Origin of the sequence: Roseobacter sp. EG26 (assembly GCF_049830555.1) — a bacterium.
GTDB lineage: Bacteria > Pseudomonadota > Alphaproteobacteria > Rhodobacterales > Rhodobacteraceae > Roseobacter.
Window position 1 is genome coordinate 41223 of sequence record NZ_JBNBLH010000010.1, and the last position, 25915, is coordinate 67137.

The 25915-nt window shown below is 57.7% G+C and carries 27 protein-coding genes and 2 tRNA genes; 12 read left to right on the forward strand and 17 right to left on the reverse strand.

The window, feature by feature from the left end; genetic code table 11:
* The first annotated feature begins 162 nt into the window (after positions 1-162).
* Entirely contained in the window at positions 163-678 is a 516-nt protein-coding gene (locus ACOTTU_RS19475; RefSeq protein WP_298921746.1) for a winged helix DNA-binding protein, read from the forward strand.
* On the opposite strand, the gene ACOTTU_RS19480 is transcribed toward ACOTTU_RS19475, so the two are convergent.
* A complete protein-coding gene (locus ACOTTU_RS19480) occupies positions 672-1889 on the reverse strand; it encodes a winged helix-turn-helix domain-containing protein (RefSeq protein ID WP_425660345.1) in 1218 nt (405 codons plus the stop codon). The genes ACOTTU_RS19475 and ACOTTU_RS19480 overlap by 7 nt on opposite strands.
* Positions 1886-2863, reverse strand: a complete 978-nt coding sequence (locus ACOTTU_RS19485; protein ID WP_425660489.1) for a LacI family DNA-binding transcriptional regulator — start codon at positions 2861-2863, stop codon at positions 1886-1888. The genes ACOTTU_RS19480 and ACOTTU_RS19485 overlap by 4 nt, the downstream gene beginning before the upstream one ends.
* A gap of 189 nt (positions 2864-3052) precedes the next feature.
* On the opposite strand from ACOTTU_RS19485, the gene ACOTTU_RS19490 reads away from it, so the two are divergent.
* Positions 3053-3129, forward strand: a tRNA-Arg gene (locus ACOTTU_RS19490).
* 690 nt (positions 3130-3819) lie between these two features.
* On the opposite strand, the gene ACOTTU_RS19495 is transcribed toward ACOTTU_RS19490, so the two are convergent.
* The 5 genes from ACOTTU_RS19495 to ACOTTU_RS19515 all read right to left on the reverse strand — a co-directional run bounded on the left by ACOTTU_RS19495 (position 3820) and on the right by ACOTTU_RS19515 (position 7600).
* A tRNA-Pro gene (locus tag ACOTTU_RS19495) sits at positions 3820-3896 on the reverse strand.
* Between the two features lie 47 nt (positions 3897-3943).
* A complete protein-coding gene (locus tag ACOTTU_RS19500) occupies positions 3944-4894 on the reverse strand; it encodes a DMT family transporter (protein WP_425660347.1) in 951 nt (316 codons plus the stop codon).
* A gap of 29 nt (positions 4895-4923) precedes the next feature.
* Entirely contained in the window at positions 4924-5406 is a 483-nt protein-coding gene (locus tag ACOTTU_RS19505; protein WP_425660349.1) for a GNAT family N-acetyltransferase, read from the reverse strand.
* Complete coding sequence (gene leuB, locus ACOTTU_RS19510; protein WP_425660351.1) at positions 5403-6509, reverse strand: 3-isopropylmalate dehydrogenase; 1107 nt, start codon at positions 6507-6509, stop codon at positions 5403-5405. The genes ACOTTU_RS19505 and leuB overlap by 4 nt, the downstream gene beginning before the upstream one ends.
* A 92-nt stretch (positions 6510-6601) precedes the next feature.
* Complete coding sequence (locus tag ACOTTU_RS19515; RefSeq protein WP_425660353.1) at positions 6602-7600, reverse strand: helix-turn-helix domain-containing protein; 999 nt, start codon at positions 7598-7600, stop codon at positions 6602-6604.
* A gap of 177 nt (positions 7601-7777) precedes the next feature.
* Between ACOTTU_RS19515 and ACOTTU_RS19520 the strand changes: the two genes are divergently transcribed.
* The gene (locus tag ACOTTU_RS19520) at positions 7778-8434 is read left to right on the forward strand and encodes a DUF2306 domain-containing protein (RefSeq protein WP_425660355.1); all 657 of its coding nucleotides are present in this window, start codon (positions 7778-7780) and stop codon (positions 8432-8434) included.
* A 119-nt stretch (positions 8435-8553) separates the two neighbouring features.
* Here ACOTTU_RS19520 and ACOTTU_RS19525 read toward each other — a convergent pair whose 3' ends face one another.
* The 6 genes from ACOTTU_RS19525 to ACOTTU_RS19550 all read right to left on the reverse strand — a co-directional run bounded on the left by ACOTTU_RS19525 (position 8554) and on the right by ACOTTU_RS19550 (position 14015).
* The gene (locus ACOTTU_RS19525) at positions 8554-9567 is read right to left on the reverse strand and encodes an endonuclease/exonuclease/phosphatase family protein (protein ID WP_425660491.1); all 1014 of its coding nucleotides are present in this window, start codon (positions 9565-9567) and stop codon (positions 8554-8556) included.
* Positions 9480-10322 (reverse strand): hypothetical protein, encoded by an 843-nt coding sequence (locus ACOTTU_RS19530; RefSeq protein WP_298921726.1) that lies wholly within the window; start codon positions 10320-10322, stop codon positions 9480-9482. Before ACOTTU_RS19530 ends, ACOTTU_RS19525 begins: the two co-directional genes overlap by 88 nt.
* A gap of 313 nt (positions 10323-10635) precedes the next feature.
* Complete coding sequence (gene leuD, locus ACOTTU_RS19535) at positions 10636-11241, reverse strand: 3-isopropylmalate dehydratase small subunit (protein WP_425660357.1); 606 nt, start codon at positions 11239-11241, stop codon at positions 10636-10638.
* Between the two features lie 210 nt (positions 11242-11451).
* Complete coding sequence (locus ACOTTU_RS19540; RefSeq protein ID WP_425660359.1) at positions 11452-12159, reverse strand: THxN family PEP-CTERM protein; 708 nt, start codon at positions 12157-12159, stop codon at positions 11452-11454.
* 289 nt (positions 12160-12448) lie between these two features.
* Positions 12449-13858 carry a 3-isopropylmalate dehydratase large subunit gene (gene leuC / locus ACOTTU_RS19545; protein ID WP_425660361.1) on the reverse strand — a complete coding sequence of 470 codons (1410 nt, stop codon included), beginning with the start codon at positions 13856-13858 and terminating at the stop codon, positions 12449-12451.
* A 49-nt stretch (positions 13859-13907) separates the two neighbouring features.
* Positions 13908-14015 carry an isopropylmalate isomerase gene (locus ACOTTU_RS19550; RefSeq protein ID WP_298921721.1) on the reverse strand — a complete coding sequence of 36 codons (108 nt, stop codon included), beginning with the start codon at positions 14013-14015 and terminating at the stop codon, positions 13908-13910.
* A 97-nt stretch (positions 14016-14112) separates the two neighbouring features.
* Here ACOTTU_RS19550 and ACOTTU_RS19555 point away from each other — a divergent pair, with 97 nt between their 5' ends.
* From ACOTTU_RS19555 to rlmH, 3 genes are all read left to right on the forward strand, one after another.
* The gene (locus ACOTTU_RS19555) at positions 14113-15423 is read left to right on the forward strand and encodes a mechanosensitive ion channel domain-containing protein (RefSeq protein ID WP_425660493.1); all 1311 of its coding nucleotides are present in this window, start codon (positions 14113-14115) and stop codon (positions 15421-15423) included.
* A 152-nt stretch (positions 15424-15575) separates the two neighbouring features.
* Positions 15576-15944, forward strand: a complete 369-nt coding sequence (gene rsfS, locus ACOTTU_RS19560; RefSeq protein ID WP_425660363.1) for a ribosome silencing factor — start codon at positions 15576-15578, stop codon at positions 15942-15944.
* A gap of 24 nt (positions 15945-15968) precedes the next feature.
* Positions 15969-16439: a 23S rRNA (pseudouridine(1915)-N(3))-methyltransferase RlmH gene (gene rlmH / locus ACOTTU_RS19565; protein WP_298921718.1), complete on the forward strand. Its 471-nt coding sequence runs from the start codon at positions 15969-15971 to the stop codon at positions 16437-16439.
* A gap of 65 nt (positions 16440-16504) precedes the next feature.
* Here rlmH and ACOTTU_RS19570 read toward each other — a convergent pair whose 3' ends face one another.
* Both ACOTTU_RS19570 and ACOTTU_RS19575 read right to left on the reverse strand, forming a co-directional pair.
* Positions 16505-16855, reverse strand: a complete 351-nt coding sequence (locus ACOTTU_RS19570; protein ID WP_425660366.1) for a hypothetical protein — start codon at positions 16853-16855, stop codon at positions 16505-16507.
* Positions 16856-16898: 43 nt separating this feature from the next.
* Positions 16899-17591 (reverse strand): DUF599 domain-containing protein, encoded by a 693-nt coding sequence (locus ACOTTU_RS19575; protein ID WP_425660368.1) that lies wholly within the window; start codon positions 17589-17591, stop codon positions 16899-16901.
* 80 nt (positions 17592-17671) lie between these two features.
* Between ACOTTU_RS19575 and ACOTTU_RS19580 the strand changes: the two genes are divergently transcribed.
* From ACOTTU_RS19580 to ACOTTU_RS19605, 6 genes are all read left to right on the forward strand, one after another.
* Positions 17672-19120 (forward strand): FAD-linked oxidase C-terminal domain-containing protein, encoded by a 1449-nt coding sequence (locus tag ACOTTU_RS19580; RefSeq protein WP_425660370.1) that lies wholly within the window; start codon positions 17672-17674, stop codon positions 19118-19120.
* A gap of 42 nt (positions 19121-19162) precedes the next feature.
* Positions 19163-20305 carry an FAD-binding protein gene (locus ACOTTU_RS19585; RefSeq protein WP_425660372.1) on the forward strand — a complete coding sequence of 381 codons (1143 nt, stop codon included), beginning with the start codon at positions 19163-19165 and terminating at the stop codon, positions 20303-20305.
* A complete protein-coding gene (gene glcF, locus ACOTTU_RS19590; RefSeq protein ID WP_425660374.1) occupies positions 20305-21627 on the forward strand; it encodes a glycolate oxidase subunit GlcF in 1323 nt (440 codons plus the stop codon). The genes ACOTTU_RS19585 and glcF overlap by 1 nt, the downstream gene beginning before the upstream one ends.
* Positions 21628-21738: 111 nt before the next feature.
* On the forward strand, positions 21739-22560 hold the full coding sequence (locus tag ACOTTU_RS19595) for a trypsin-like serine peptidase (RefSeq protein WP_298921712.1): 822 nt from the start codon (positions 21739-21741) through the stop codon (positions 22558-22560).
* 3 nt (positions 22561-22563) lie between these two features.
* Positions 22564-23391, forward strand: coding sequence for a trypsin-like serine peptidase (locus ACOTTU_RS19600; protein WP_425660376.1), 828 nt, complete (start codon positions 22564-22566; stop codon positions 23389-23391).
* Between the two features lie 124 nt (positions 23392-23515).
* Positions 23516-23983: an Hsp20 family protein gene (locus tag ACOTTU_RS19605; RefSeq protein WP_298921710.1), complete on the forward strand. Its 468-nt coding sequence runs from the start codon at positions 23516-23518 to the stop codon at positions 23981-23983.
* Positions 23984-24079: 96 nt separating this feature from the next.
* Here ACOTTU_RS19605 and ACOTTU_RS19610 read toward each other — a convergent pair whose 3' ends face one another.
* Positions 24080-25363, reverse strand: a complete 1284-nt coding sequence (locus tag ACOTTU_RS19610; RefSeq protein ID WP_425660378.1) for a TRAP transporter large permease — start codon at positions 25361-25363, stop codon at positions 24080-24082.
* Complete coding sequence (locus ACOTTU_RS19615; RefSeq protein ID WP_425660380.1) at positions 25360-25908, reverse strand: TRAP transporter small permease subunit; 549 nt, start codon at positions 25906-25908, stop codon at positions 25360-25362. The genes ACOTTU_RS19610 and ACOTTU_RS19615 overlap by 4 nt, the downstream gene beginning before the upstream one ends.
* Between the last annotated feature and the right edge of the window lie 7 nt (positions 25909-25915).

Below are 25915 nucleotides of genomic sequence, written 5' to 3' on the forward strand. Positions count from 1 at the left end.
CTTGTGCCCGTTTTTAATCTGCGCTGCTTTGAGAAGCGGTCTCGGGCGCAACAGCCCGTCGCGAATATTCGTCAGAATGATTCCCCAAGGTCAATACTGCCGATCTTTTACAACACGTCAACAAAATGTTGACAAATTATCATTATCAGGCACTCTGATCTCATGTCTGATGGATTTCTTGGCCCTGTTGTTTCCTCTGCTCACCTCGCAAGCGGCTCGTTTGCGGAGATTTCAGAGTTGGAATTTGGTCTGACCCTGGCGAACAACGCTTTCCAGCGCTGGATGGTGCGCGCCATTGCCATGGCCGGGTATCCTGAGCTAGGCGCGCTTGACGTGCTTGTGTTGCATTCCGTCTATCATCGGGAACGGCCCAAGAAACTGGCGGATATCTGTCTGGTGCTCAACGTTGAAGACACGCACACCGTCAACTACGCGATCAAGAAACTGATCAAGGCCGGTCTGGTAAAAGACGGACGCCAGGGCAAGGAAAAGACGGTTGTTGCCACCGACAAGGGTGCTGAGACCTGCGAACGCTATCGCGAGATTCGCGAAGGTCTGTTGTTGCGCGCGGTGGGGGAGCTTGGTCTCGAACCTGAACAGGTGAGCCGGGCGGCGTCTTTGCTGCGGCTGATGTCGGGCCAATACGATCAGGCTGCCCGTGCTGCGACCACCTATTGAGGATCCCGCAGCCAACCGTCCTCAAAGGCAATCTGACTGACGCCGGCCAGTCGGATGACACGTGACAGTTCGGTCTCAAAGGCTGCTTGCCGCCCTTTTCCCCAACGTGTCTTGCGTTCCGGCCAAAGTGCGCGCACGCGCAACGTATCCTGATCGCGAAAGGCTTTCATATCCACGCGCCCGACAAGTCGGTCGCCTTCCATGATCGGAAACACATAGTAGCCGTAGCGGCGTTTGGCTTCCGGCACAAAAACTTCGATCCGGTAGGTGAACCCGAACAAGCGCTCTGCGCGATCCCTGTCGCGCAGCGCAGGATCGAACGGGCTCAATATCCGCAATCTGGTCGTGGGCGGGATGTCCAGTGCGGGATCTTGGGCGATGTCAGGTCGGGCAAAACTCATCCGTTGCGCCCCGTCTGCGCAAGTCAGGCAGATCGCTTGCAACCGACCTTGCGCCTTTTCAGCCGCGCACCAGGATTTCGCCTCCGCAATCGAGATATGATCCCAGAAATTCGCAATTTCAGTCGGGGTCGCAAATCCGAGCCGCGCGAGGGCCTCGGAACAACACCAGTCAATGGTTGCTGCAATCTGGTCGTCACTTTGCAACGGCTGACAAAGAGCGTTGTCGATCACCCGTTCCGTCAGATCATAGCGTTTGCGAAATCCGTCCCGCCCGACCACACAAAGCGCGCCGCTGCGCCATAGGTACTCCAACGCGGTTTTCGATGGGTGCCAGTCCCACCACCCGCCTGATCCCCGCTTCTCCCCCTGGCCCACATCGGATGAACACAGCGGCCCCTCGTAACGGATTTGGTTCAGAACAGTCTGAAACTGCGCCTCAAAACCCTCTCTGCGACCATCACTCCAATGTTTGCGCAGCTTTTCTGCATCCCTCTGCCGACGCAATTGCCACCATTGATAAAACCCCATCGGAATGACGGCGGCATCATGGGTCCAGTGTTCAAACAACGCCCGATCCCGTTCGTAGAGGTTTTTCAGAGCTTTGGGCCGATACCGGGGACGGCGTGAGAAAAGGATCAGATCATGCGCGCGGGCGACGGTGTTGATGCTGTCAAGCTGAACAAAGCCAAGTCGCGTGATCAATTCCAGCAAGTCCGCACCCTTCGCAGCGCCTTGCGGTGGCTCACTCAAGGCATGCCGATCCAGAAACACCCGCCGGGCCTGCGCGTTGGTAAGCGTGAAAGGGGTCATCCGCGTTGGTAGCGGCGTAGCGTTTCCCCGTAGGCGATCTTGGGCGTCAGAGTAATCCGCTCGGGCGCACCGGGTTTTGCATCTTCGGGCAAAGCGTTGCGATCCAGTATGATCTTTGCAGCTGCGGCACCGATTTCCGCGCGACAAGCATCCATGGTGGCAAGTTGGCGGGGCAGGCCTTGCAGCAGTTCGACACCATTGAACCCTGCAAGCCCTATCTGACCGGGCACATCTATTCCCTGATCGAGCAGGTAGAGCAATCCGCCCGCGCCGATCATATCGTTGGAATAATAAAGAAAATCCAGATCGGGTGCACGTTCCAGCATGGTTTGGGTCATCTCACGACCCTTGGCAAGCGCTGACCCTCCGGAATAAAAGTCACGCGCTTCGATCTCGATCCCGGCTTTTGCGAGACCTTCCGTAAGACCTTCAAAACGTTTGCGCGCCCGATGATCAAGCGGCATCTTCGTGCCCATGAAACCAATACGCGTATATCCGGCCTTCAGGATCGCTGCCGCCATTTCTCTCCCTGCGCGGCGATGCGAAATACCCACCATCGCGTCGACAGGGTTGCCATCCGTATCCATAATCTCAACGACTGGGATACCTGCGTTTTCCAACATGGCCCGTGTTGGTTCGGAGTGTTCCAGCCCAGCAATGATGACACCAGAGGGTCGCCAGGACAGCATTTCATAGAGGACGCGCTCTTCTTTCTCCGGCAGGTAATCCGTGACACCGACAACCGGTTGCAGCGGTGTGTCCTCAAACGCCTGGTTGATGCCTGTGAGGACTTCGGGGAAAACCATGTTGGACAGCGAGGGGATAATCACAGCAACCAGATTGACCCGCTGAGATGCCAAAGATCCTGCGATTTGATTGGGCACATATCCAAGCGTTTTGGCTGCCTCCAGCACCCGTTCTCGCGTTGCTGCGGACACATCTCCCCGATTGCGCAAAACCCTGCTGACGGTCATCTCCGAGACCCCGCAGGCTTCAGATACATCGCGGAGGGTCAAGGGTCGCTGCTTGGGTCTTGTCACAATGGATTTCCTGTTTTGTTACACCTTCGTAACGCAGGTGAGCCCTCCCTATCAAGCATGTGTCGTGGTGCGGTCTTTAATGCGATGACAAGCTGAGAAAGTTGTTCTAAACCGATCCAATGCGACCCCGTGGCTCAACTGGATAGAGCAGCCCCCTCCTAAGGGGCAGGTTGCAGGTTCGAATCCTGCCGGGGTCGCCACCGTTTGCGAAGCAATAAGAGCATTGGCAAATTGGGGACCTACAAACTCAAACGCCGAATTCCCCCTCCGATGTTGTCGCGGACGCGTGAGCTTTGTTGAAAGCTGCCATCCTTTTCGTTTCGGATACTCTGCTTATGTCGGAAGTGCAGGGCCAACATACCTGCAGCGTTGTTAGGAAAGGACTTTGTCATGAACAGTTTCACCAAGAAAGTCGCCCTCGCTGCCGTAACCGTCACGATGTTCAGTATAGGTGCATTGCAGGCGAAAGCTGGAGATCATTATTCGATTGGAAAATATGCTCACGGTGGCATTGTCGTGAAACAGTTAGACAGTAAGGGCTACATTCAGGGTTACACGCCTAAGCACTTGGAGAAACCGAAGGCTAAACATCGCGCTCACCGATCACGCAAGTTTCACCGGAAGCACGTAAAACGTTTCAACCGGCACCATCGCCGGAGTAAGTTCGGTCACGCGCGCTCTTTCCGGTACAAGTATCGGCATTGACAGCCATGGGTTGTCAAACGACCAAGTGCAAGCACCTCGGCCAGTCGCTGCAAATGAAACAAACCCGGCAACTGGAAACAGAGAACGTGAGCAGTTTACGAACCCGGCGGCTCGTCGACCCGGGACAAGTCAGAAAGGATTTGTCGCGAAAGGAAGAAGCACGTTTCGCTTCATATCTGGAAATCTGGTCGGGCTGAGAGGATTCGAACCTCCGACCCCCTGCTCCCGAAGCAGGTGCGCTACCAGGCTGCGCCACAGCCCGACCGGTTCATTGGGCTTAGCGCTCTCGCAGGAATTTGGCAAGGCGGCCTATTTAGGGCGCTTGTCGCGGCGTAAAAACGGTGAAACCCGCGGCGTGGTCCCGGTTTCTGGACGTGATCGGGTTCGTAGAACGGGCTGTTCGGAACCCGGAGCCTTGCTTTCACGCAACACGATGAACAGGCCGCTGGCGATGATGATCGCGGAGCCAACGATCGTAGCAGTATCCGGCACCTCGCCAAAAAACAAAACGCCGTAAAAGCTGGCCCAGATGATCTGGGAATACTGCATCGGCGCCACAATCACGGCTTCACCTGTGTTGTAGGCCGCGATCAGGAACCGCCCGGCCGTCCAGGCCAGGAGCGCGATGACGCCCAGCTTGCCCAGGTCGACAAGCGGGAGTGGTTGATAAACCAGTGGCAGAAGCGATGCCATGACCACGAAATTTGCCATCATCGGGTATAACATGATCACAACCGCGCGTTCTTCACGTCCGATTTTGCGCACGATGATAGATGCGATTGACCCACAGATCGCGGAAATCAAAGCCGCCAAATGGCCAAGTTCCAGATCGGCACTACCGGGTCTGAGAACGACCAGAACCCCGGTGAGACCAACGGCCACGGCAATCCAGCGTCGCAGCTTTACTTTTTCACCCAGGATCGGAATGGCGAGGATCGTGATGAGCAATGGCGAGGCAAACAAGATCGCATAAACCTGTGCCAGGGGTAGCACCGAAAAGGCGTAAAATGCGCAGAAGCCGGTGATAACGGCGGCGATTGTTCGACCTGCCATCCACCAAGGGTGCTTGGGGATCAAGGTCCCTGGTGTCGCGTCGCGCAGCAGGTAAAGCATGGCAAGCGGAAAGCTGAACAGGACGCTGAAAAACACGATTTGAACGGGCGAATATGAACTGCCCAGAACTTTGATAATGACGTCATGGCTTGCGAAAATGCCAAAGGCCAAGAGAGCGAACAACGCGCCTTTTGTATTGGGGGTCATGTCAACCTCGCTTGGAATTTTTCGGTCCGTTAGTTGCGTGCGATCCGGGCCTGAAATGCGTCGAATTCGCTTTGCGCTACGCGGTAGTTCTGTTTTGTCATCTTTGGTGCTGAAAGAGCAGCGTAAAAACTCTGGGCACGGTCGTTTGTGCCATCTGTTGCCCAATCAAACCGGGTGCAGCCTTCACTGCGCGCCACCTCAATCAGAGCTGAGAGCAACGCTTTGCCAACGCCTTTTGATTGCGCATCGGGGGTAACAAAAAGCTCCTTCATGACCAGTGATATGCCTGCGCCAGCCGGGAAACTGAACCCCCAGGTGGCAAACCCCACGGCGGTTTCGCCATCAAAGGCCAGGTGGCAGTCCATGTGTCTTTGAGCGATCAGTAACGACACGACACGCGCTTCCTGGCTCAAGGTTGCGGGCGAGATGGCATAGTGTTCCAGACACGCCCGGTAAAGGGTCAGGAATGCCTCGGCATCCCGCGCCTCAAACGACCGGACGGTGACGCTCACAAGCTGGCGTCAAGCGCATTCAAAATGGCGTCGCCCATATCCGTTGTGCTGATCGGTGTGCCGCCTTCCTCACCCATCAGGTCGGCGGTACGCGCACCATCTGCCAGAACCTGTTCGATGGCGGCTTCAAGACGTGCGGCTTCATCGCCCTGATCGAAGGAATAACGCAACGCCATGGCAAAACTCAGAATACAGGCGATCGGGTTGGCCTTGCCCTGTCCGGCAATATCGGGTGCGGAGCCGTGTACCGGTTCATATAGCGCGCGCGGGCGCCCGGCGTCCGTCGGGGCACCAAGGCTCGCCGATGGCAGCATACCCAGCGAACCGGTCAGCATGGCAGCGCAGTCCGACAGGATGTCACCAAAAAGATTGTCCGTGAGGATCACGTCGAATTGCTTGGGCGCGCGTACGAGCTGCATGGCCCCGTTGTCCGCATACATGTGCGATAGTTCGACATCCGGGTAATCTTCGTCGTGCACCTTCTGCACCACTTCACGCCACAGAATACCACTTTCCATGACATTGGCTTTTTCCATCGAACAAACCTTTTTGTTCCTGCGGCGGGCCAGTTCAAAGGCGGAGCGTGCGACGCGGTCAATCTCGCCTTCGGTATAGCGCTGGGTGTTGATGCCAACCCGTTCGTTGCCTTCTTCGAAGATGCCGCGCGGCTCGCCAAAATAGACGCCCGAAGTCAGTTCGCGCACGATCATGATGTCGAGGCCCGCAACGATGTCCTTCTTGAGCGAAGAGAAATCGGCAAGCGCGTCAAAACACTGAGCCGGACGCAGGTTTGAAAAGAGGTCCATCTCCTTGCGCAGACGCAGCAGACCGCGCTCGGGTTTCACGCTGAAATCCAGATCGTCGTATTTCGGCCCACCCACAGCACCGAGCAGAACGGCATCCGCGGCCAGCGCTTTGGCCATGGTGTCATCGTGCAGGGGCGTGCCATGGGCGTCATAGGCTGCACCGCCGACCAAATCTTCGCTGACGTCAAATGCCAACCCACGTTTGTCACCAAACCAGCCAATGACCCGCTTGACCTGTCCCATGACTTCCGGGCCGATGCCGTCGCCTGCGAGGATAAGAAGGGTGGGATTGGCCATGGTCATGTCTCCTGCAACTAAGTGTCGCGAGCGGCCTACCGCGCAGCCCGGGCAGGGTCAAGAAGCCGGATCGGAGAATGCAGCCACAGTTGCTAGTTCACCTGGCTTACCCTTGCTTGCTTAGGGGTCATCCCGGTCCAATTCTGAAAGGCGCGGTAGAATGAGTTCGGATCGCGGTAGGCCAGTAAATAGGAGATTTCTTCGACGCTCATCTCGCCTTGCGCGAGATAGGCTCTCGCCAGATCGGCGCGTGTCTTGTCCAGAACGCGGCGGTAGCTTTTGCCCTCTTCATGCAGGCGTCGTTGAAGGCTGCGCCGGCTCATGTTCAGCCGTGAACAAACATCATCAGCCGAGGCGCGCCCGGTCGGCAGCAGATCCCGCAGTGCGCCTTCGACCCGTTCGGTCGTTGTGGCGGGCGTGATGGTGCGGGCCAGCAGCCTTTGCAAGGTGGGTTCAAAGTCTTCCCAAAGTGCGTCGCTGGCAGAAATCAGGGGTAATCCCGCATCTGGCGGACGCAGCACCAACTCGGTGTTCTGAGATACTTCGGGGGCTCTTCCGAAATAGTCCACGAGCCGGTCATGCAGGTGACCGGCGTCAGGGCCCTTGACCGAAACGGGTATGATATTCTCGGACGTGTAGACACGGGCAATCTCAATAAAATAGATCAGTTCAAAAAGCCGGAAGCTTTCAGGCATGAACAGGCTTGAATCTGACGGCTCGAAACTGATCGAAAACCCTTCTGCCACATCCTTCAGCACAAGTTTGATCGGTGCCACGAGCGGTTTGAAGAGGGCCAGTCGTTCCAGTCCTTCACGCAGCACCGGGCTGCTTGTGAATGCGATCATCGGTGAATTACAGGGTCTGCTGGCGGCAATCTGCGCTAGGTGCAGCGGCATGTCATCGCGATTTGTTTCTGCTGCTAAGGCTTCCCAAAGTGCGAGGAAAATGCGCCCGTCGACGCCCGTATCTTCACCCTCAAGGTAGTCGCGTCGCAGGCCGACCCGGCGCAGGATGTTTTCCTCCGAAACGTCCAGCAACCGACACATCAACCGGGTTTGCTGCGCAGCTGGAAAGAGAGGTTTACGGCTCATTGGGCTATTTCTGAAAAGGGCATCGGCAAGCTATATGGTAAGCGCTCCATGAATATGCCACGCTGACAAAGGGGATTGGCGCAATTCGTTACCCAAATGGCGCGAAATGCAAGCCAATTGGTGAAGTGCCGGAGTCGCAATGACGGCTGTGATCTGGGCTTTCGGAGCTAGAAAATCATGCCAGGTGACCGAAAACGTATCGCTGTAGAGAGTTTCGGAGGTGTGGTGTTGATCCTCCTGATGCTGCCTTTCATTCAATATGCCTTGCTTGCGGGCGCAGAGGGTATGGCCGGAAGCGATCAGGCGGATAACCGGTTTTTTAGCGCAGATCACCGCATGAGCAATATCGCGATCTTTGGCCATATGGTTTTGGGCGCGCTGTTGGCCGCGTTCATTCCGTTGCAAGTGGTCTCGCGAAAACGCTGGCCATTGATGCATCGGTGGTTGGGGCGGGTATTGTGTTTCGCGGCGCTGCTGACTTCTGTCGGTGGCCTCGCCTTTATTGTGATCAGGGGCACCATTGGCGGAGTGGCGATGGATGTGGGTTTTGGCGTTTACGGCCTATTGCTTGCCTTATGCGCCGTGCAGGCGTTGCGCCATGCGCGTGCCGGGCGATATGGGTCTCACCGACATTGGGCCCTTCGATTGTTTGTGCTTAGCCTGGGATCCTGGCTTTACCGTGTTCACTACGGTGTCTGGTACGCTTTGACGGGAGGCGTCGCCTCCACAGCGGCATTCGATGGTCCTTTTGATCTGGTTCAGAATGTCGCTTTTTACCTGCCTTATCTTATCGTTTTGGAAATCTGGCTGCGACGCCAAGGCCATCGCATTTAGCGGGTCAGATCGACCCAGACCAGTCGATGGCGGCTGGCAAGGGCGACCGTTTGTCCAAAAGGCGAATTCGGATCCGGCCAAAGCACGCCCGTATCAAGCACGCGCCAATCCTTTGAGGGTTAAACATAGTCGACCCGCAGATTGCCGGGAATGGGATCATCCCAGTCTACCGTGTCAAAAGGGTCGCCCGATACGAGGGCGCTTCCGTCACTTTGGGGCCGGGGGTCCTGCAACCGGGCGTCGTCCAAAATTCCGCGAATGGCCTCTTTGCGGCCCTCTCCGTCACGACGATCCTGGTTGAAATCGCCCAATAGAATGAACTGTTCCTCAGGGGCGGGGCCAAAAATACCATCAAGATATTGCTGCCAAAAAACGATCTCATCGTGATTGCGTCTGCCATTTCTATCCTCCGGCCCGTCGAATACTGGCGGGCTGGCGTGGAATGTCATCAGCGAAAGACGCTCCGATTCAGGCAAATCAATGGGGACAACCCAATGCGCTGTTGTGGGAAGCCTCTGGATGGCCTGTGCCGCGTCCGACGGAAAAGGTCCGTCTTCGGTTTCGGGCAGCAGAGCGCCGGGCATGTCGCGCCACAAAAGTGCCGAGAAATCTTGAACCTCTTCGATCACGATCGGATGGCGAGAGAGGATCGCCATACCACCCTGGCCGGAGAATTGCCCGTAACCCTGCGCATCACGCGGCTCGCCGAGCCTGCCATTGCCGTCCATGTCCAGACCTGTGGCCATGCCGGTGTTGGGGCGCTCTGCGAACCGATGAGGGTAGTCGATACCACGCGCCGAAAGAGCTTCGGCATAAGCCCCTAAGGCCGCACCCGTCAGATCATAGTCAAATCCTTGCAGCACCAGAATGTCGGCGTTTGCTTTCGCGATCACTTCCAGTGTTGCGTTGATCTGCGCGTCTTCGCCTCTCACGATGTCCCGCAGCAGCAGGCCGGGGCCTTTTCGCTGAAGTTCAGTGTTGTACGTCGCGACCCGCAGATTTTCAGCAAAGGTTGACGTGCCAAGCAGCGCAAGTGTTGCCGCGATCAGGCCGTCTGAAATTCGATATCCTCGGCAGCACTTTGATAGGCGCGTCGGCGCTTTTCTTGGATCATGCTGGCGATCCGGCTCAATGCAATGCCACGCATGATCATGCTGGCGGGAAGGAAAGCCCATGCGGTCATCGTCCAGATAAGCGTTTGCGGATCCTGTAGTGAAATCGGGTCTACCAGATCGGACGTGGCCTTGACCACTGCGGGAATGACAAAGGGAAGCAGAAATCCGAAGGCGATGTTGAACCGCGCGTCACGTTGCAATCGCTCCAGCACATCGCCACCCGTTGTCGGGTCAAACCGTGGAAGATTTACCCATACGTTGAAGGCGCCCTTTCGCACCGGCCATCCCCAAATCCGAACGGAGGCAACAAATGCTATCATTGCAATGAGGGAAATCAGATAGGATATACCGGCGGCCGAACGGACCCGTCCGATAACCTCCGTGGAGGCGTCATAGGGGAGCATCAACACGATCAGCCGTACTGGCGAATAGGGAAAATCAATGGCGTTCCCGATGATTGTACCGACGGCCATGATGCCCTGACTGAGCGTTGTCGGTTCCGCCTTGCCTTGCGCGATTGCCGTGAGAAGGAAAACCGTGACGAACAGAGCCACGAAACGCATTCTGTTGAATGGCGCGGCGTCTCGGAATTCAACAATGCTGGGCGCATTGGAATTGTATTCAACGAAGGTAAGAAAAGCGGCCAGAAGCGCTATGAGCACCACAATCTGGGATTGGTCGGAGGCAACATCCGGTAATAGCAATGCCGGCATTGCAATCAGCAATGCGACCAGCAGTCCGCGCATAACCGCGCCTGACATTCGTACGATCATTCGTTTCTTCCCTTCAAACTGGCCAGGAGCGATACAGTGCCGCTGCCTTGTTCCAACTTGATGCCACGGGGGCGTGGCTGTGCCTCAATCCTGCCCCATTCGTGACATCATTCGTCATAGTCTCGCAAGTGTCGTGGTTAACAAAAGCGAATGCATTGGGCGTTTTGAGGGAACAGGTGGTGCCATCTTGCATCAATACTGTGGCGAAAAACTGGCACCACACAACATATAGTGGGCGCTGCTGAGGCGCCCACTACAAAGAAGTTATTTGTTTGTCATTGTCGCTGAAACGGCAACCTGCGGTTTCGAAGTATCAGACCCAAGGACGGGCCTGGGACGCCGATCTCTCGTAGGTATCGATGGCCGCTGCTTTCTCCATCGTCAGGCCGATGTCGTCCAAGCCATTCATAAGGCAGTGCTTTTTGAACGGGTCCACATCGAAACTGAAAACCTCTCCGTCCGATGTCGTGATCGTCTGGGCATCCAGGTCAACACTCATGCGCGCATTGGATCCCTTCTCGGCATCCTTCATCAGAATGTCCACCTGTTCCTGCGGCAGGGCGATCGGCAGAATGCCGTTCTTGAAGCAGTTGTTGAAGAAGATATCCGCGAATGACGGCGCAACCACACATCGGATGCCAAAGTCCTTGATAGCCCAAGGCGCATGTTCCCGGCTTGAACCGCAACCAAAGTTATCGCCAGCCACGAGGATTTCCGCGTCCCGGTAGGCGTCTTTGTTGAGGACGAAATCAGGGATCTCCTTGCCGTCGTCATCATAACGCATCTCGTCAAAGAGGTTCACGCCGAGGCCCGACCGTTTGATCGTTTTCAGGAACTGTTTGGGGATGATCATATCGGTGTCGATATTGATCATGGGCATCGGTGCCGCGATCCCGGTGAGCGTCGTGAATTTATCCATTGGTCAAACCTCCGTTTTCGGCGGGTGACTTGCGTGCACACCCTGTACACCGCCCGTACACCAACCGGTGCACATCCGCAGTGTCGATGGCCGTCTGATGCATTATTCGGGGGGAAGTTGCAACGCCTGCCGCCGGATCAGAACACGTCGCTGAAAAAAAATTCGGCGGCACCAAAGGGCCGCCGAACAGAGTTTTAGAAGTGCAAAACCTTAGGCTGCTTTCTTGCGGCGGCGCATAACGCCGAAGCCCGCAAGAGCTGTGCCCATCAGCAACATGCCTGCTGGCAGCGGTACTTGTGAAACAGCTGTGAACGTAGCATAGAGCTGCGCCTGGTTGTTGGAGTTCTCCTGTGTCAGGAAGTCGGTCACGATTGTGGACCCACCATCTGTCGAGAAACCCAGAACCTGGAACACATAGTCCACGCCGCCGAGGCTGAACGCTTCTGCGCCCGGAGCCGAAGCCACGGTTACGATGTCGTCACAGACAGAGACGCTACCTGGGCTACATGGGTTGGCATTGGTCGTTTCATCATGCGTGAACGAAAATACGCTGCTGACGAGTGGGCCACCGCCCCCGATCTGGATGTCGACGTTCAGGTCGGCCGAATCAAGGGTCGTTCCTGTGATCGGAAAGTTCAGGTGGTCGAATGTGCCAACGACAAACTGAGTGTCCGCAGCAAGACCCAGGATAGGTGTCGGTGCGTCAGTAAAGTCGTATCCACTCTGACCGGCACCACCTGCTGGGTTGCCCCAACGCATGGATGATGTCGGATCACCGTTGTTCACGGTAACACCGCCAGGAACCACAGCGCTCCAAGAGGAGTCGATTCCGCTGATGTCGAGAGTTGCAGCTGTTGCACCAACTGCTGACATCGCGAGCGTGATCGCCGTTGCTGTCGTTATTGTTAGTTTTTTCATAAATTGTACCCCCTAGAAAGGTATGCGCCAAAAGCGCGACTTAAAAATAGAAGAGTTATAATAGCACTTAAAAAACTACACGCACTGAAATAACTCTCCAACGCGTTATGTGCCCGTTAACAAGCACACGAGAATGTTATTAACCAATTATTCACAATTTTGCAATTTTAAATCCGAGAAAAGTGAATTTGAGTTCGGATTCACATTGATAGGCTGCAAGGCCAATCCGGCATTCAATTTAAAGGCGAAACCCGTCAAGAGTTCCGCCTTTTATGAGTCGAATCGACGCCTATGACATCACGTCGCGCACGTCCGTGAGCTTGCCGGTAATTGCCGCTGCTGCCGCCATTGCGGGCGACATCAGGTGCGTGCGTCCGCCACGTCCCTGACGCCCCTCGAAGTTGCGGTTCGACGTGGCCGCACAGCGTTCGCCGGGCTGCAACTGATCGGGGTTCATGGCCAGGCACATGGAGCACCCCGCCAGACGCCATTCAAATCCGGCTTCCTTGAAGATGTCCGCCAGGCCCTCTTCTTCGGCCTGGGCGCGTACCAGGCCGGAGCCCGGGACAACCATGGCGCGCAGCCCGTCTTTCTTTTTCTTGCCCTTCAGGATTTCAGCGGCAGCGCGCAAGTCTTCGATCCGACCATTGGTGCAGGAGCCAATGAAGACGGTATCGATTTCGACCTCGTTCAGGGGGGTGCCGGGCGTCAGGCCCATGTAATCAAGCGAGCGTTGGGCAGCCCCCACCTTGCCGCCTTCGAAATCCTCGGCCGCGGGCACGGTGGCTGTGATCGGCAGAACATCTTCGGGGGAGGTACCCCAGGTTACAACCGGCGCGATGTCTTCGCCCTTGAGGGTGATCACCTTGTCCCAGGCGGCATCGTCATCGGAATAAAGTGTTTTCCACCAATCCATTGCGGCTTCCCACTGGGCACCTTTCGGCGCGTGGGGACGGCCCTTGCAATATTCATAGGTCTTTTCATCCGGCGCGATCAGACCGGCACGCGCGCCGCCTTCAATCGCCATGTTGCAGACGGTCATGCGGCCTTCCATCGACAGATCGCGGATCGCTTCGCCGCAATATTCGATCACATAGCCGGTGCCGCCTGCGGTACCGGTGGCACCGATGACGGAAAGGGTGATGTCCTTGGCGGTGACGCCGGGGCGCAACTTGCCAGTGATCTCCACCTTCATGTTCTTGGATTTCTTCTGGATCAGCGTCTGGGTGGCGAGCACGTGTTCAACTTCGGATGTGCCGATCCCGTGGGCCAACGCGCCAAACGCGCCGTGGGTCGCGGTGTGGCTGTCGCCGCAGACGACGGTCATACCGGGCAGGGTCCAGCCCTGTTCGGGACCGACAATATGCACGATGCCCTGACGGACGTCAGAGACCGGATAATAGTGGATGCCGAAATCTCTGGCATTGGTATCGAGGGCGGCCACCTGGATAGCGGAATCTTCGGTCATGTTGGAGGGATCTTCGCGCCCCGGCGTTGTCGGCACGTTATGATCAGGCACAGCAATGGTTTTTTCGGGTGCGCGCACCTTGCGGCCTGTCATCCGCAGACCCTCGAAGGCCTGCGGGCTTGTCACCTCATGCACGAGATGGCGGTCGATATAGAGCAGGCAGGTGCCATCGTCGGCTTCGTGGGCGACATGGGCATCCCAGATTTTGTCATAAAGCGTTTTGGGGGACATCGGTCCTCTCCCGTAATTTGGAATTGATCAGGTGGGCTGCTGTGCGTGGCTATAGTCGCGCAAGCACAGCACGCGTTGCCCCGAAGAAGCGTTCGCGCAGACGCGCGCGGTCATCCATATCAAAGACACGGTTCATGGCGTGGAGATACAATGCCATCGGCACTGCTGCAAGGGTTGTCGGTTAGGACGGTCTGTGCCAATTTCGACCAAAAGGAGCAGAAATGGAGGTAGAAGACGAAGCCTTTGCCGCGGCGATGATGTCCGTCGACGAAATCTGGTTCCTTTTCATCAGTTTTATTGAGAGCGTTCTGACGCCCGGGTGGCGGCAGAATCAGGTTCTGATCGTGATCGGTCTGGCCGTGGCTTGTTACTGTCTGCATATCGTTTCCGGCAGAATGATCGAAAACCGGGTGCGCGCGCGGGAGGGCTGGTCCAAGTTACAGCTGCGGATGATCGTGCAGGTCAAACGCCGCATGGGGCTGATCTGGTTTGCCGTGCTTGCGGGCGGGCTGTATATGATCATGCAGCAGATCACCTGGCCGTCGCGCTCTTATTTCATTGGGCTTGCAGCGACATTGGCGGCGGCATGGACGGGGATCGGATACGCCACCCGGCTGGTCCGCAACCGCACAATGCGACGGTTGGTGACCTGGGCGTTATGGATCTACGTAACGCTCTATTTTGTTGGCGTGTCCGATGAGGTGAGCACATTCCTTGATGACCTGGCGCTGGAAGTAGGTGAATTCCGCTTCTCCGTCCTGATGCTGATCACTGCGGCTGTGGTCATCGGCGCGCTTTTCACCATGGCGCGTGTGGTCAGCGGGGTCACGGCGTCGCGCATTCGCAGCAACGAAGACATCAGCCCGTCCATGCAGGTGCTGACGGTCAAGGCGGTGCAGACAATCCTCTACGGCTGCGCCTTCTTTATCGGGATCAAGGCGGTTGGCATTGATCTCACCGGGCTTGCCGTTCTCTCCGGCGCGATTGGTGTCGGCCTTGGTTTCGGGCTTCAGAAGGTTGTCTCGAACCTGGTCTCCGGCGTGATCATCCTGCTCGACAAATCGATCAAACCCGGTGACGTGATTTCACTGGGCGAGACCTTCGGATGGATCAACGCGCTGGGCGCGCGATATGTCAGCGTCGTCACACGGGATGGGCGCGAATACCTGATCCCGAACGAGGATCTGATCACCGGGCAGGTGGTGAACTGGTCGCATTCAAACGATTTTGTGCGCCTCGACATCTTTTTTGGCACCTCCTACGGCTGTGATCCGCATCTTGTGCGGAAACTCGCGATCGAGGCGGCGACGGATGTGGACCGGGTTCTGTCACACCCCAAGCTGCCGGTTTGCCATATCGTCGGCTTTGGGGACAGTTCGGTTGATTACATCCTGCGGTTCTGGATCAAGGACCCGACCGGCGGGCTGACGAATATTCGTGGCAACGTCTATCTGGCCTTGTGGGATATCTTCAAAGAGCATGATATCTCCATTCCGTTCCCCCAGCGGGAAGTGCGGATGCTGGAAGATGCGGCAGACAGTGGTTTTCACGGGGCGTCACGTTAACATATCCGCAACCGTCTTATTGAAAAGTCAAATGGGTATTGTTACCCTTAAATCACCCCAGCGCCGGGGGTCGGTCGGCGCGTTCAAAGGAGGACGATGTCCTGTCTATCCACGCTGACGCAGCGGATGCTGCTCAAATCGGGAATGCGGTAATGCCTGCCGCATCCAACATTGCCACAAGCGAAAAGCTCCTGGCGACCATCCTTTCAACACTTCAAGACCTCAAAGCCGAAGATATCGTGCAACTTGATCTGCGCGGCAAAACGGAGATCGGCGACTATATGGTGATCTGTTCGGGGCGTTCTACCCGGCAGGTGGCTTCGATCTCTGAAAAGCTCGCACAGACGGTCAAAGACGATTTCGGGCTTTCCGCGAAGATGGAAGGCAAGGACACCGGAGACTGGGTTCTGATCGATACAGGCGATGTGATCGTGCATGTGTTCCGCCCGGAAGTGCGCGAGTTCTATCAGCTTGAGAAGATGTGGCAGCCCATGGACGGACCGGAGTCTGCGGCCAACTGATCAATTTCCGTTGGTGGTAAGCTCATGCGTGTTCACATCGTTGCGGTTGGACGGCTGCGTGCCGGGCCGCAAAAACAGCTCATTGATGACTATCTGACCCGTCTCAACCGGACGGGCCGCAATCTTGGCCTTGGGCCCGCGCGGGTTGTGGAGGTCGATGACCGCAAAGCGTCGGGGATGGCTGCGGAGGCTGACCTTCTGCGTCGTGCCGTCCCTCAGGGTGCGGTGATGGTGGCGCTGGATGAGCGTGGCCGCGTTGAATCTTCGCGAGAATTTGCAGATCGTCTGGCAGGGTGGCGCGACGCAGGACGGGCGGATTTGGCGCTGATCATTGGTGGGGCCGACGGAATTGCCCCGGAATTGCGGGCCGAGACAGCGTTTCAGCTGTCATTTGGGAAAATGGTCTGGCCGCATATGCTGGTGCGGGTCATGCTGGCCGAACAGCTTTACCGCGCAGCCTCAATCCTGTCTGGTGCGCCTTATCATCGCGACTGACCGGGTTTGATTTCGGTCAAGGAGCGCCCGTTTTTGGTGCCCGCGATCTCGGTTCCGTTTCAGGTCTAGCGCAAAGTGACGATTGACGCCTTCGGGTTCCAGCCGCCCGGCAGTTCACGGGCCTGAACCTGCACTTGCGTCGTGCCTTCCGGAATCTTGATGCCTGACAGGGAGCGGGTGAAGGGTTGCTCTTCCACATGAGGATGCGCCAGTTCACGGATCGCCAGTTGATTGCCTTGCATATCGAGAACACGCCAGGCATCGGCGTAGTGGTCCCACCCGGTATCCGGATGAGAAATTGTCACGTCAAAGCGCCAACTGTCTCCGGTACGCTTTGCTTTGACATTTTCGATGCGCGGAGGTTCTGCCCAGGCCGGCAGGGCGAAGAGCACAAAAAGCAAAGTTAAAAATCTCATATCAAAATACCATTCACACGATTTCGGCGAGTTTCCGCGTAACTTAATGGTTCAGGAGGATTTTGCGAGAGTGAGAAGCAAATTCTCTGCGCCAAATGACCGTAACTGTGGTCAGAGATGCGAGTATGAGTGGAATTGACCCTGCAAGCCACGCGGCAGAGGCGAGTGCAAAGTAGATCGAGCGCAGCCCGCGATTAACACCTTTTGCAGCTGTGATATTGATATGAGCGGCCTGATCTGCGCGAATCTTGGCTTTGGGATGATCCGGATCGTTTGGCACGGCTGCCATCAGAACGGAGCAGTAGCCAAAGAGCCTGTTGGCCCAGACAAATTTCAAAAACGCATTTGTCAGGAAGACCGTCATGACGATGAGTTTGAGCTCCCAGACGATATCGGGGTGATCCATCAAGGTGATGTCCGCCGCCACGCCGGCCAACCGGTCGGCATTCCCGATCAACGCCAGCGCTCCGCCTATGGCAATGACGCAGGTCGAGGCAAAAAACGCCGTTCCCTGTCGAAGGTTTCCCAATATCTGGGCGTCAAAAATACGCGGATCCCGAGTAATCATCTCGCACATCCATTCCCGCCGATACTGCGCCATGATCATGGCGGTGGACAGGTGCTTCTTGGAGGGGTTTTCCACCCAGAAGCCAATGCCCGCCCAAAGGCCGAAGAGCAGCGCCACGGCAAAGAAATCCAGAGGTTCAAACAGGGAGATACGGTCGAGGAAGGTCATGTTCAGACGCATGGCAGGTCCGATAAGGCTTGCCAATGGTTGAAATTGGTAATATTATTTTACCAAATGGAGGGTTCCCTATGGAAATGCCGATTCCTGACGCTGATGTGCTGGCGCGCAAGGGGCGCGTTGTATCCCGCTTGCAGGCTGTCTTGCCGGACGGGGCGGTGATCCATGATCAGTCCGAAACCCGCGCCTATGAGTGCGATGCGCTGACCGCATACAAATGCCCGCCGATGGTGGCGGTGCTGCCGTCGAGCACGCAGGAAGTCGCGAATGTTCTGCGGGTTTGTCATGAGGAAGGCGTGCCCGTGGTGCCACGCGGTTCCGGCACATCGCTGGCGGGCGGTGCGCTGCCCACGGCGGATTGTGTGATCCTGGGCGTTGCGCGCATGAATGACGTGCTGGATACCGATTACGAGAACCGCACGATCCGGGTGCAGACGGGCCGCACAAACCTGAGCGTGACCGGGGCGGTCGAGGAAAACGGCTTTTTCTATGCGCCGGACCCCTCCAGTCAGTTGGCCTGTGCTATCGCGGGCAATATCGCTATGAACTCGGGCGGCGCGCATTGTCTGAAATACGGGGTCACGACTAACAACCTGATGGGCGTCACCATGGTCATGATGGACGGTGAAATCGTCGAGATTGGCGGGGCGCATATGGACAGTGCGGGCCTTGATCTGCTTGGTCTGATCTGTGGCTCGGAAGGGCAATTGGGTGTGGTGACCGAAGCGACACTGCGCATTCTGCCGAAACCGGAAGGCGCGCGCCCGGTGCTGATGGGATTTGACGACAATGAAGTTGCCGGTGCCTGCGTCAGTGACATCATCAAGGCGGGCGTTTTGCCGGTCGCCATCGAATTCATGGACCGGCCCTGCATTGAGGCGACGGAGGCTTTTGCCAAGGCGGGCTATCCGATGTGCGAAGCGCTGCTGATTGTCGAGGTTGAAGGATCGGATGCGGAGATTGACCACCAGCTTTCCCTGATCATGGAGATTGCGCGTCGGCATAATCCGGTCGAGTTGCGCGAGAGCAAATCGGCGGAGGAAAGTGCGGCCATCTGGCTGGGCCGGAAATCCGCGTTCGGCGCGATGGGGCAGATCAACGATTATATGTGTCTGGACGGCACCATCCCGGTCAGTTCGCTGCCCTTTGTTCTGCGCCGGATCGGCGAGATGTCGGAGGAATTCGGCCTGAAGGTCGGCAATGTGTTTCACGCGGGCGACGGCAATATGCATCCGCTGATCCTCTTTGATGCCAACAAACCCGGCGATCTGGAACTCTGCGAGGCATTCGGCGCGGAAATCCTGAAGCTCTGCGTCGAGGCCGGGGGATGCCTGACCGGCGAGCATGGCGTGGGGATCGAAAAGCGGGACCTGATGAGCTACCAATATGCACCGGACGATCTGGAAGCACAGATGGCGGTGAAGGATGTCTTTGATCCGCAATGGCTGCTGAACCCGGCCAAGGTTTTTCCGCTGTCGGCTTCCGAAACACGCCGCGCCGTTGCCATGGCCGCTGAATAGTGGCGGAACGCTGACGCCGCCCAGATTGACCAAGGGAACCCCATGACACCTGATAAAGAAGCCGCGCTTGCCGAAGCGATCAAATCCGCCAGCGGACCTTTGGCCATTGAAGGCGGTGGAACGCGCGGTTTGCAGCCTGTCGGCACAGCGCTGTCTGTCGCCGGATTGTCCGGCATATCACTCTATGAACCCGGCGCGCTGACAATCGTTGCGCAGGCAGGCACACCGGTTGCCGCGATCAATCGGGCGCTGGAAGCCGAAAACCAGCGATTGGCGTTCGAGCCCATGGATCACCGGAAATTGCTGGGCACATCCGGAGAGCCGACAATCGGCGGCATCGTTGCGGCGAATGTCAGTGGTCCGCGCCGCATTCAGGGCGGGGCGGCGCGCGACTATGCCTTGGGCGTGCGTTTCGTGGATGGCACCGGCGCTATCGTCAAGAACGGTGGGCGTGTCATGAAAAACGTGACCGGTTACGACCTTGTGAAACTGATGAGCGGGGCGCATGGCACGTTGGGGGTGCTGACCGAAGTGTCGCTGAAAGTGCTGCCGCGGCCGGAAACCCAGGCCACATTGATGATCCGCGGACTCGATGATGCGCAGGCGGTCCGGGCGATGGCGGCAGCCATGGGCTCCCCTTTTGAAATCACCGGTGCCGCACATTGCGCCAACATCATGGAAGGCGGCCCGGTGACCGTTCTGCGTGTGGAAGGTTTCGAGGCGTCTGTTTCTTACCGCATTGACAGGTTGAAAGACCTTCTGGCCGATTTTGATGCCGAAATGACCGTGGGCGATGCCAAAATGTCCGACTGGCTGTGGCAAAGCGTCCGGGATGTGGAGCTTTGGGCGGATGTTCCCGAAGACATCTGGCGCATTTCCTGCAAACCAACGGACGCGCCGGCACTGATGCGCCGGTCAGGCGCGGTGGCGTGGTATTTCGACTGGGGCGGCGGGCGTATCTGGGCGCGCATGCCGCAAGGCGTGGATTTGCGCGCGGCGCTGGGGGTTTTTGACGGTCATGCGACGCTGGTGCGGGCGGCTCCTGCCACACGCGCGGCTTTGCCGGTTTTCCATCCGGAAACCCCCGGTGTTGCAAGGCTCAGCGAAGGGTTGCGGGCGCGGTTTGATCCACGCGGTATCCTGAACGCGGGACTTATGGGCCCCGTGGCCAGAGAGGTTGCCTGATGCAGACGACATTCAGCGAGGCGCAGCTCAAGGACCCGGGCATTCAGCGCAGCAATGAGATTCTGCGCTCCTGCGTGCATTGCGGGTTTTGCACCGCGACCTGCCCCACCTATCAAGTGCTGGGCGACGAGTTGGACAGCCCCCGGGGACGCATCTACCTGATCAAGGACATGCTGGAGAACGACCGTGACCCGGACGAAAAGACGGTCAAACACATCGACCGTTGCCTCAGTTGTCTGGCCTGCATGACGACCTGCCCGTCGGGTGTGCATTACATGCATCTGGTCGATCACGCGCGGGAGTATATCGAGCAGCGATACAAGCGCCCTTTCACCGACCGGGCGCTGCGCTGGATACTGGCGCGCATTCTGCCCTACCCGATGCGGTTCCGGCTGGCGCTGGCAGGCGCAAAACTCGGGCGACCCTTTGCCCGCTGGATGCCGGATGCGCGCCTGCGGGCGATGCTGGAGATGGCCCCCAAAACTATCCCGCCGGTCAGCCGCAACGACGATCCGCAGAGTTTTGCACCGCAAGGTGCCCGCAAAAAGCGGGTGGCCCTGATGACCGGATGCGCCCAGAAAGCGCTGAACACCGATATCAACGATGCCACGATCCGCCTGCTGACCCGTCTGGGCTGCGAAGTGGTTGTGGCCGAGGGCGCGGGCTGCTGTGGCGCGCTGACCCATCACATGGGCAAGACCTCGGAAAGCCACGCGACGGCGGCCCGGAACATTCGCGCCTGGGCCGCGGAAATGGACGGGGACGGGCTGGACGCCATCGTCATCAACACCAGTGGCTGTGGCACGACCGTCAAGGACTATGGCCAAATGTTTCGCAATGAGGCGCTGGCAGAGGATGCCGCGCGCGTCTCCGCGATCGCGGTTGATGTGTCTGAAATCCTGATGACGCTTGATCTGCCGCAGGGTGAAGACCGCCAGATGGTCGTCGCCTATCATGCCGCCTGTTCCCTGCAACATGGCCAGCAGATCAAAACCTTTCCAAAAGATCTTCTCAGGAAAGCGGGCTACACCGTTGTTGAACCCTCCGATCCGCATCTGTGTTGCGGATCAGCGGGGACATACAACCTGATGCAGCCGGAGATTTCCCAAAAACTGAAAGACCGCAAGGTGCGCAGCTTGCAGGCCAAAAATCCTGATATCATCGCTGCTGGCAACATCGGATGCATGATGCAGATTGGCTCTGCGTCGAAGGTACCGATCGTGCATACGGTTGAATTGCTGGACTGGGCAACCGGCGGGCCCAAACCGCCAGCGCTTGGCGAGAGGCCCCAGGGTCCTGCGCCCGTGCCCATGCTCCGTTAACGAATTGGCGACGGTCCGTTAACCAAAAAGTCGCCAATCGGGCGGGTTGCGCCCTATTTCTGCCGTATCTGATGCGTATTTCTGTTCGCATCAGATCGAAGGAATTTTTGAGTGCAAAAGTGGTTGGTATGGATTGGATTGGCGGTGCTGACGACGACCGGCGCCATTGCAGAGGATGCGCGTCTGAAATCGTTGGAAGACGGTATTGATGCGAGCCCCTGGGAGGCCGTGGGCCGTTTGGACATTGGCGGCAACGGGTTTTGCACCGGTGCCCTTATCAGTCACGATCTTGTCCTGACCGCCGCGCATTGCCTTTTTGACAAGGCTTCCGGCCAGAGGATCAACCATGAAACCGTCGAGTTTCTGGCAGGCTGGCGCAACGGGCGTGCCTCCGCTTACCGCCAGGTGCGCCGGGCAGTGCTGCACCCCGAATATACCTACGATGAAGACGTATCCTCCTCGCGGGTCCGCAACGACATTGCCTTGCTTGAATTGGCGCGGCCCATTCGGAACACAACGATTGAACCTTTTGATACCGCGTCAAGACCCCGCAAAGGGGACCGCGTCGGGGTGGTCAGCTATGCGCGAGACCGCTCCGAGGCACCATCCTTGCAGGAGGTCTGCACCGTGCTCGCGCGCCAGCAAGGTGTGCTTGTGACATCCTGCTCAGTTGATTTCGGATCGTCCGGCGCGCCAATTTTCACCTTCGACGATGGCAAGGCGCAGATCGTCTCGGTCGTTTCCGCAAAGGCGGAAATGAATGGTCAGAATGTATCGCTGGGGACGGCCCTGGGCGCGCCGCTGGATTTTCTGCGCGCCGAATTGCTTGCCGGTAAGGGCGTTTACCAGGAAAGCGCGCCCATTGCTGCGCGCATCGGCGTGGGAGAGGGGCGATCCTCCTCCGGTGCCAAATTCGTAAAGCCGATGAACTGACCGATGTTTCGTTTCTTTCTTGTTTTTCTCCTGCTGCTTCCTTCCGTTGCCGCCGCGCAGGCCCGAAACACCACTCTTGATGGTCTGGAGGGCGAAAACGAAGCGCTGGTCTGGCAGGCTGTGGGGCGGCTTGACGCCGATAATGTGGGGTTTTGCACCGCCACGCTGATTGCGCCGGAGCTGGTGCTGACGGCAGCGCATTGTGTCTACTCTTCGCGAACCGGTGAACTGCTCAAAGCGGAGGACCTGACTTTTCGGGCGGGTCTGCGCAATGGGGCCACGGCAGCGGAACGCAAGATCGCACAGATCGAAGCCCACCCCGGCTACAACCCAAGGGGCGGCGTAAACCAGGACAACATTCGCCATGACGTGGCATTGCTGCGACTGGCGACAGCGATCCCAACCCATGAACTCAACCCCTTCGTGCTTTATCAGGGGCGTTTCACCAAAGGTCCTGTCAGTGTGGTGTCCTACGGGCGTGGTCGGGCCGAATTGCCCTCGCGCCAGGCCGTTTGCCGGATGTTTGACCAATACCAGGGCGTTGTGCTGATGGATTGCGACGTCACTTTTGGGTCATCGGGCGCACCGGTCTTCAGCCATAAAAACGGGCGCGGGCAAATCATCTCGGTCATTTCAAGCGTTGGTCACTATGATGGCAAGAAAACCTCGTTCGGTATGGTTTTGCCGAAGCTTGTGGCTGATCTGAAACAGCAGATGCGGGCCAATGCGCAGAACCCGTTGGCAGGCGCCCGCCGGATCAGGATCAATAGCGGAAGCTCCCGCAATACATCATCGGGCGGTGCGAAATTTGTTCGGCCCGGAGGGTCTTGAAAGCAAAATTCGAACGCCCACATTAGCAGCGTCGGGGTGCCTATGAAGGGCCTTGGCAAAAGCAATGGCCGGATGCGTCCTTTGGGAGCAACCGGTGTTTAATCGCTCAAAAGAGGATGAAACTATGCGTACTTATGATTTTGCACCACTTTATCGCGCCACCGTCGGTTTTGATCAGATCGCTGATCTCATGGACCGCGTGCTGACAAGCGAAGGCGCCCAACCTTCCTACCCCCCTTACAACATCGAAAAGCTCGAAGATGACGCCTACCGCATTTCGATTGCGGTGGCTGGTTTTTCAGATGCCGACCTGTCTGTAGAGGTGCGTGAAAACGCGCTGATTGTCTCTGCCAAGAAAGCGGATGAAGATCAGGCGCGCAGCTACCTGCACCGCGGCATCGCGACCCGCGCGTTCGAGCGACGCTTCCATCTAGCGGATCACGTTGTTGTCACCGGGGCTACACATGTCGATGGCATGTTGAACATCGACCTGGTGCGCGAAGTGCCCGAAGCGCTGAAACCACGCCAGATTTCGATCTCTTCGACAAAACAGATCGAAAAGGATGTTGTTGACGCCAAATCGGTCAACTAAGCATTAGGCATTCAAGTAATCGTGACGGGCTCGGACATGCTGTTCGGGCCCGTTTTTTCATTTGGAGCGTCGGGTTTTTTGTCGACAGCTGGCGTGCTATTGCAAGGCGTTTGGCAGGAAGAGTGCAATGCTCGGAAAGGCGATCAGCAGAAATGCCATGGCGAGCATGGTCAGGCAGTAGGGCAAAGCGCCGAGCATGACCTCGTTCAAACTGCCCGAGCGCCGTGCGCCTTGCACCACATAGAGGTTCAGGCCGACCGGCGGCGTGATCAGGGCCATTTCGATCAGCACGATCATCAGGATGCCGAACCAGATCACATCATAGCCCTGCGCCACCACCAGCGGCACGATGATTGGTATGGTGACAACCATCAGCGAGAGCGTTTCGATGAAAAACCCCAGAACGATGTAGAGCACCACAACCACCAGAATGGTTTTGAGTGGAGTCAGTCCGAGGCCGGTCATGAAGGCTGTCAGCTCGCGGCCCAACCCCGCCGAGGCCAGCGTGAAGTTCAGGAAGGAGGCGCCGATGACGATCAGCATGATCATGGAGGTGATTTTCACCGTGCCTGTGAGGCTTTGTGTAAGCATCGACCACGACACGCCGCCAAAGGCCAATGCGATCAGGAACGCGCCCGCGACACCAACCGCGGCAGCCTCTGTCGGCGTGGCCCAGCCCAGATAGATGGAGCCGACGATCAGCCCGAAAAGGATGAGGATCGGGATGAGATCAATGAGGGCGCGCAGCATCTTGGGGAACGGAAAGGTGCGCCTCACGCCGCCCAGATCGGGACGGATCAGGCAGATGATCGCGGTGACGGCCATGAAGGCAAGGGCTAGGGCCATACCCGGGATCAAACCGGCGAGAAAGAGCTGCGGGATCGAGGATTGCGTGAGAAACCCATAGACGATGAGGTTGATCGACGGGGGGATCATGATCCCCAGCGTTCCACCCGCCGCGATTGCCCCGGAAAAGAGTTTGGGGTCGTACCCCAGTTTTTCAGCCTGCGGCATGGCGACGGTCGCAACCGTAGCTGCTGTTGCCACCGAAGAACCGGAAGTGGCAGAAAACATGGTGGCGGTGGCGACGTTGGCGTGCACCAACCCGCCGGGCAGCCAGGAAACCCAACGGTCGAGGGCGGCATAGGTGCGTGTGGCCACTCCGCTGCGCACGAGGATTTCCCCCAGCAGAACAAAGAAGGGGATCGCGATCAGCGTCGCCGAATTGGACGACGACCAGACCATATTGCCCAACCCCCGGGTCAGTGGAAAGCTGGAGAAGAACGTATCAATGCCAAAACCCAGCAGAAACAGAACAATGCCCACGGGAATGGAAAGCGCCAGCAGCCCAAGCAGGCCAACGGAGACATAGGCGATCATTGCAACGTCTCCTGCTCGGCAAAGGCACCGACAAACTGCTCGGTCTCGGTGTGGCGTTTCTTGAGCACCAGACTGATGGCGGCAAGGGTGGTCAGCGTCGACATCAGCGCAAACCAGACCCAGCCCGCAAACCACGGCAACTGAACCCAGGCGAGCGGTGTTTCAAGCGGCGTATTGGCGCGCGACCCGTTGGTCAGGGACCGTTCCACAACCGGCCAGGCCTTGATGGCGATGGTGACGATGACGCCGGACATGACGATCATTGAAAAGACGTCAAAGAGCGCGCGCGCGAAGCTGCCGGCGCGGCTGCGCATCAGATCGATGCGGACATGTCCGAGTTCCAGAAGCGTGTAGGACATGCCCCAGGATGTGGCGAGGGCCATGGCGTAGCCAGCGATCTCTTCGGTGCCGCCAAAGGACGTGCCGACCCGGCGCATGATGATGTCTGCCAGCACGAAAGCCGCACACAGCAGCAAGCCCAACCCGACGCCAAGGGCGACGCCTCGGTTGATGCGGCGCAGGCTGTTGATCATCGTCAGTTCCATGATGGGC